We start from the raw sequence: 6,426 nt of genomic DNA, 5'->3' as shown, positions 1-6,426 counted from the left end.
TCATTAGCTGCGTCTATATCTTTTATATGAGCGCGTCTTAGTTCTACAGGTAATCTGCTTTGGAATGTTTGATTAAGTCTTTCGACTCTTCCTTTAGCCTGGGCCACGCTCGTAGTCTTAATTTCTACACCCAATTGATGACATGCATAAGAGAACTGAGTAAATGTATCATCGTCATCAAATGCGGTGTTTTTTCTTTTGTATTCAAACACAGTGCGCCTATCTGTATAAAACATCGCAGGTATTCCAAAATCCATCAATATCCTATGAAAGACATGGTAATACCCGTTTAATGTCTCTTGTGTATCAAAATAGGCTCCTACAACCGTTCCTGTTGAATCATCAACAGCTAAATGCAAATGCCATACTTCATTAGGGATCCAATGAAATGATGACGCATCCATTTGAATCATTTCACCCATGTATTTGGATCTTGATCTAGTAGGATGAGCATCTTTAGAATCAATCACAGCTATCGCTTCTTTTATTTCGTTTTTAACTTTCTCTGACTTGGTTACATCTAATTTTGTTTTTAATAATTTTTTCATAAATTTTTTAGTTTTTCTTTTGGCTTTAGGTGAAATGATACCTTCATCCCTTAGCCATCTATTAAGAGTTGTATCACTTATTTTATGACCAAGTTCTTCATTAACTATTTCGCAGAAGTGAGTAAAATTAGCATCACCATAGCCGTCGATATATAAATTGATAATTCTTTGCCTGATAGAGTTGTGGATTGTAGTCGAAGGATTTTTACCTCTATTACCATGTAGGAAACCTGCTTTACCTTCCAGTTTGTATTTTGTCAGTAATCGATTAACTGTACGTATAGTACATTTCAACTTGATAGCAACAGCTTTCTTATTCCCATTTGTATCTGATAAGTTTTTTATAATCTCATATTTATATTCTTCATTCATTCTTAATTCAACCTTTCTCATAATGACCTCCCTTAAGGAGATATTATATACTTTTATTAAATTACATTGGGACATTTTCAATATTGATACATTGAGACATTATCATTTTCGAATGAGATGGATTCTAGAATTCTTTAGAAATCATTGACTATTTTCGTAATTTTCGATATACTAAATGGCAGATAAGCATTGAATTAAAGTAGTACCTTGTGCACTGTTATAGAGAGTCAGCGGTTGGTGTAAGCTGATACAGATAACTTGGGAACTCGTTAAGGAGCTTGATCACATGATCCGTGTAACTTCGCGTTAAGAAGAAATGAAGGGCATCTTGTAAAAGATGAACTAAGGTGGTACCGCGTTACTTATAACGTCCTTAGATGAGGGCGTTTTTTTATATGAAAAAGGAGAGATTGTATGAGTTACGAACATAAGAGTATTGAGAAAAAGTGGCAAAACTATTGGTTAACCAATAAAACGTTTGCATGTGATACATGGGATTTTGAAAAACCAAAATGTTATGTATTGGATATGTTTCCATATCCTAGTGGAAATGGATTGCATGTAGGACATCCAGAAGGATATACAGCAACAGATATCATTTCTAGAATGAAACGTATGCAAGGTTACAATGTATTACATCCAATGGGATGGGATGCGTTTGGTTTACCTGCAGAGCAGTTTGCGATTCAAACAGGGAACCATCCTGCAGAATTTACAAAGAAGAATGTTGATCATTTCCGTGAGCAAATTCAAGCTTTGGGTTTTTCCTATGATTGGGACCGTGAAATTTCAACGACTGATAAAGATTACTATAAATGGACACAGTGGATTTTCTTACAACTTTACAACAAAGGATTGGCATATGTGGATGAAATCCCTGTAAACTGGTGTCCTGAACTTGGAACGGTACTTGCGAATGAAGAAGTCATCGATGGAAAGAGTGAACGTGGAGGATATCCTGTTATTCGTAAACCTATGCGTCAATGGGTTTTAAAGATTACCGAATATGCAGAACGTTTACTAGAAGATTTGGATTTATGTGATTGGCCTTCTTCTACAAAAGAAATGCAAATCAATTGGATTGGAAAATCACAAGGTGCAAATGTGAACTTTAAAATCAAAGATACAAATAAAGAGTTCACTGTATTTACAACACGTTGTGATACACTTTTTGGGGCTACCTATTGTGTTATGTCACCAGAGCATCCTTATGTAGACGAAATTACTTCAGCATCACAAAAGGCTGAAATTGATGCTTATAAAAAGGCATGTGCTACCAAATCAGATATGGAACGTACAGAATTAAACAAAGATAAAACAGGTGTGTTTACAGGTGCGTATGCGATCAATCCAGTCAATGGTAAAGAAGTGCCAATTTGGATTTCTGATTATGTACTAGCAAGCTATGGAACAGGAGCTATTATGGCGGTTCCAGCGCACGATACACGTGACTATGAATTTGCAAAGAAATTTGATATCGAGATCGTTCAAGTATTGGAAGGCGGAGATATTAGTAAAGAAGCATACACAGAAGATGGTACACATATCAATTCTGGTTTCTTAGATGGAATGGGGAAACAAGAAGCCATTGACACTATGATTGCTTGGTTAGAAGAGCACGCATGCGGATGTGCAAAAACGACTTACAAATTACGTGACTGGTTATTCTCAAGACAACGTTATTGGGGGGAACCAATTCCAATTATCCAAATGGAAGATGGAACTACACGTACTGTAGATATAGATGAACTTCCTTTAGAATTGCCAGAGACGAAGAACTTCAAACCTAGTGATAGTGGAGAATCTCCATTAGCACATTGTGAAGATTGGCTACAAGTTGAAATCGATGGAGTAAAAGGTACAAGAGAAACCAATACAATGCCTCAATGGGCAGGTTCTTGTTGGTATTATTTACGTTATATTGATCCTAAAAATGAAGACGCAATTGCGGATCCGGAACTATTGAAACACTGGTTACCAGTAGATTTATATGTAGGTGGTGCAGAACATGCTGTTCTACACTTACTATACGCAAGATTCTGGCATAAAGTATTGTATGATTGTGGAGTTGTGACAACAAAAGAACCATTTGGAAAATTGTTCCACCAAGGGATGATTCTTGGAGAAAACAATGAAAAAATGTCAAAATCAAGAGGGAATGTTGTAAATCCTGATGATATTATCGAAACACATGGTGCAGATGCATTGCGTGTTTATGAAATGTTCATGGGACCTTTGGAAGCAGCTCTTCCTTGGAATACCAATGGATTAGATGGTGCACGTAAATGGATTGATCGTGTATGGCGTTTGTATACCGAGTATGATAAGTTCTCAGATACAAATGATGGTAAACTTGATAAGGTATACCATGCGACAGTCAAGAAAGTAACAAACGATGTAGAAACACTAAATTTGAATACTGCGATTTCTCAAATGATGATTTTTATCAACGAATGTTATAAAGCGGATCAAATTTATGTAGAATATGCGAAAGGATTCTTGAAAATGTTCGCATGTTTCGCACCACATGCTGGTGAAGAATTGTGGGCAAATGTATTCCAAGCAACCGATTCCATTACGTACTCACCTTGGCCTGTATATGATGAAGCTATGTTAGTGGAAGATGAAATAGAAATCATCGTGCAAGTCAATGGTAAATTGAGAGGTAAATTCAGCGTACCAAATGGTAGTAATGAAGATACACTAAAAGAAGAAGCATTAAAAATTGGAAGTGTAGCAACGCAATTAGAAGGAAAAACAATCCGTAAAATGATTGTAGTAAAAGGTAAAGTAGTAAACATAGTTGCGAATTAAAGGAGTGCGTATATACCATAAATGGTGTATACGCATTTTTGAAACCCAAACATATAAATTATATTTTTATTAAATTTGTTAATTCTATCTACATAAAATATAAACACTATTGTAAAATGTTTTTAATGACTAGAGCGAAATACAATATCAAATAGTAAGGTTGTGGAGCGTACACATGAAATCAAAAAATGAGAATATAGACTATAAATTTCATGATTGATATGAACAAAAAAACATGATAGAATATCTGCATGAAAAATATTAGAAGAATAATCATAAGGATTATAAAAAAATCGAATGATGAAATGAAGATGGTTTTTATCCTATCTTGCCTATTTATATTTGTAGTTAGTGGTACAACCATTTCATACATTATAAATGCAAGAGAAGATAGTGTCGTGAAAGCTGTCGATAACTTTGTAGAGGAAAGCAAAGAAGAGACAAGTGTGAAACAGAAACATATGAAGGGAGTCATTGTGATTGATCCAGGACATGGTGGATATGATCCAGGCAGTGACTTTGATGGAGTGTATGAGAAAGACGTTGTACTTTCTGTAGCAAAATATATGGGCGCATACCTTGAAAAAAATGATTATCGAGTTGTATATACAAGGGATAAAGATGTTTCTGTAGGTGATTATGAAATAAAAGATTTACAAAATCGAGTAGATATAGCATCTGCAAATCAAGCAGATTTGTTTGTTTCCTTGCATTTGAATTTTAGTGAACTTGTATCTCAACGCGCTTATGGATTTGATACATATGCAAATGAAGGTGTAGGAGAAAGCATGAATTATGCCAACAATATTATGCAAGAACTTTCAAAATTGAATTATAGCCAAGCTCGCTATGCACAAAATGGTGATACTTTACATGTGGTCAAAAAGAATGAAAGACCTGCAGTTCTGGTTGAAATGGGGTTTGTTAGTGATTCCTCTGATCTTGCTTATTTGAGAAAAGATGCAGGACAAAAAGCAATCGGAGAGGCGATTGCAAAAGCAGTTATAGATACAAAACAGGAGAAATAACCTATATCGTAGAATATTTTGTTTCTTTGTTATGTAATACAGTAAATAGAACAATTCTTATAAAGTTCTATTTGCCATTAATCAGTGTAATATGCTATACTAGATTAGGAAATTTGGAGAGTGATTGATAATGGGTAGACATTTTGAAGTACGTGCTGCAGCTATGCAGAAAACGGCAAACGCAAAAGCGAAAGTATATTCACGTTTTGGTAAGGAAATTTTAATGGCAGCAAAAGCTGGAGTTCCTGATCCGGATATGAATATGCCTCTAAAAAAAGTAATTGAACGCGCAAAAGCAAACCAAGTACCTGCGGATGTTATTAAACGCGCCATCGAAAAAGCAAAGGGTGGAAGTACAGAAAATTATTCTGCCGCAACATATGAAGGTTTTGGTTCAAATGGAGGCGCAACGGTAATCATTGACTGTTTAACAGACAATGCAAATCGTACCATTGCAGATTTACGTGCTTGTTTTAATAAATCGCATGCGAAATTAGGAGTTGCTGGATGTGCATCTTTTAATTATGAACATGTTGGTTTAATCGTAATCAAATATACGGATGAAGAAGCTATGATGGACGCATTGATTATGGGCGAAGTTGAACTTAAGGATATTGAAGTAGATGGTGAAGATATGACCATTACAGTAGAATCTACAGATTTAAACAAAGCGAAAGAAGCTGTTGAAGGACTAATCCCTGGTGTTGAATTTGAAGTTATGGAAGATACTATGATTCCAAATGAATATATTACACTAGAGGGAGAAGACTTAAAACTCTTCCAGCGTTTAGTAACATTATTAGACGATGTAGATGATGTACAACAGGTATATCATAATTGTCAAAACATCAATGATCCAGTTGAATAAAGAGAAGAAGATACTTACGCTTCTTTTTTTTTTTACTTGGAAATCACGTTTGTCAATGACTTGTAAAATTACAATATTAATTAAATTTGCATCTTAAATAGGGCTAATAATTCTTTGTAAAATCTAGCTAATTTAATATTCCATTAAGTTTTTATAGTGTTTGAATATGATTGACAAGTTTGATCTAGATTAGACTGTGACAATATTTATTGATTATTATAATAGCAAGGTTTATAATGACATCATAAGGAGGGGGATAATACATGTTTACACCTTATGATTATATCATTATGTTTGTAAAATTTTTTCCATTCATTCTTATTGTTATTTGTATTTATTTATTAAATAAAATGAATTTGAAATTAGATGCAATGAGTAAGCAATTATCAAAATTATTGAATGATAGTACAAAAAAATGATAAATTTGAAAGATTTGATTTGTTGCTATATATAATAAAACAAGAAATATAATTAACATTATATATGGTTTTGTCGATTATTTTAGTAATATAAATAATAGATTGATTTTGAGAATTAAGCCTTTAAATAGAATGGTTAATTAAATAGAAAAAGCAGTTATATGAACGCTATGGAACAGACATAGAATCAAATACCTGTTTTTATGTGTCGAGAAGTAAATATATTATAAAGAAGCCAGAAACCAAAGGCTTCTTTTTTTCGTGTGCCGGGCATGGCATACATCTAAGTGGTGAAAGTCCACTGTGGAGGTTTAGTCGCTAACCACTAGTCGAAGACAAGGGTGTCCATCGTGAGATGGAATCTGAAGGAAGTCCTA

At 34.1% G+C, this 6,426-nt stretch carries 5 protein-coding genes and 1 other annotated feature; of the genes, 4 read left to right on the top strand and 1 reads right to left on the bottom strand.

Annotated features, from left to right (window positions below):
• Window positions 1-941: ISNCY family transposase (locus ACWG0P_RS12495; RefSeq protein WP_455801991.1), on the bottom strand; the 941-nt coding region annotated here is incomplete at its 3' end.
• 159 nt (window positions 942-1,100) lie between these two features.
• Window positions 1,101-1,298 (top strand) — a binding site (T-box leader).
• A 36-nt stretch (window positions 1,299-1,334) separates the two neighbouring features.
• Between ACWG0P_RS12495 and leuS the strand changes: the two genes are divergently transcribed.
• The 4 genes from leuS (at window position 1,335) to ACWG0P_RS12475 (ending at window position 6,049) form a co-directional block, all read left to right on the top strand.
• Entirely contained in the window at window positions 1,335-3,734 is a 2,400-nt protein-coding gene (gene leuS / locus ACWG0P_RS12490) for a leucine--tRNA ligase (protein WP_455801990.1), read from the top strand.
• Window positions 3,735-3,985: 251 nt separating this feature from the next.
• Complete coding sequence (locus ACWG0P_RS12485) at window positions 3,986-4,762, top strand: N-acetylmuramoyl-L-alanine amidase family protein (RefSeq protein WP_455801989.1); 777 nt, start codon at window positions 3,986-3,988, stop codon at window positions 4,760-4,762.
• Window positions 4,763-4,892: 130 nt separating this feature from the next.
• Window positions 4,893-5,630 carry a YebC/PmpR family DNA-binding transcriptional regulator gene (locus ACWG0P_RS12480; RefSeq protein WP_455801988.1) on the top strand — a complete coding sequence of 246 codons (738 nt, stop codon included), beginning with the start codon at window positions 4,893-4,895 and terminating at the stop codon, window positions 5,628-5,630.
• 263 nt (window positions 5,631-5,893) lie between these two features.
• Window positions 5,894-6,049 (top strand): hypothetical protein, encoded by a 156-nt coding sequence (locus ACWG0P_RS12475; RefSeq protein WP_455801987.1) that lies wholly within the window; start codon window positions 5,894-5,896, stop codon window positions 6,047-6,049.
• Window positions 6,050-6,426: the final 377 nt, after the last annotated feature.

It is taken from the genome of Amedibacillus sp. YH-ame6 (assembly GCF_053848845.1).
Note: the sequence above shows the minus strand (reverse complement) of the source record. Positions and strands in the feature narration are given on the sequence as shown.

Bases quoted from the DNA above. Each gene is read 5' to 3' on its own strand.
- leuS (WP_455801990.1), top strand. From the start codon at position 1,335: ATGAGTTACGAACATAAGAGTATTGAGAAAAAGTGGCAAAACTATTGG.
- ACWG0P_RS12485 (WP_455801989.1), top strand. From the start codon at position 3,986: ATGAAAAATATTAGAAGAATAATCATAAGGATTATAAAAAAATCGAAT.
- ACWG0P_RS12480 (WP_455801988.1), top strand. From the start codon at position 4,893: ATGGGTAGACATTTTGAAGTACGTGCTGCAGCTATGCAGAAAACGGCA.
- ACWG0P_RS12475 (WP_455801987.1), top strand. From the start codon at position 5,894: ATGTTTACACCTTATGATTATATCATTATGTTTGTAAAATTTTTTCCA.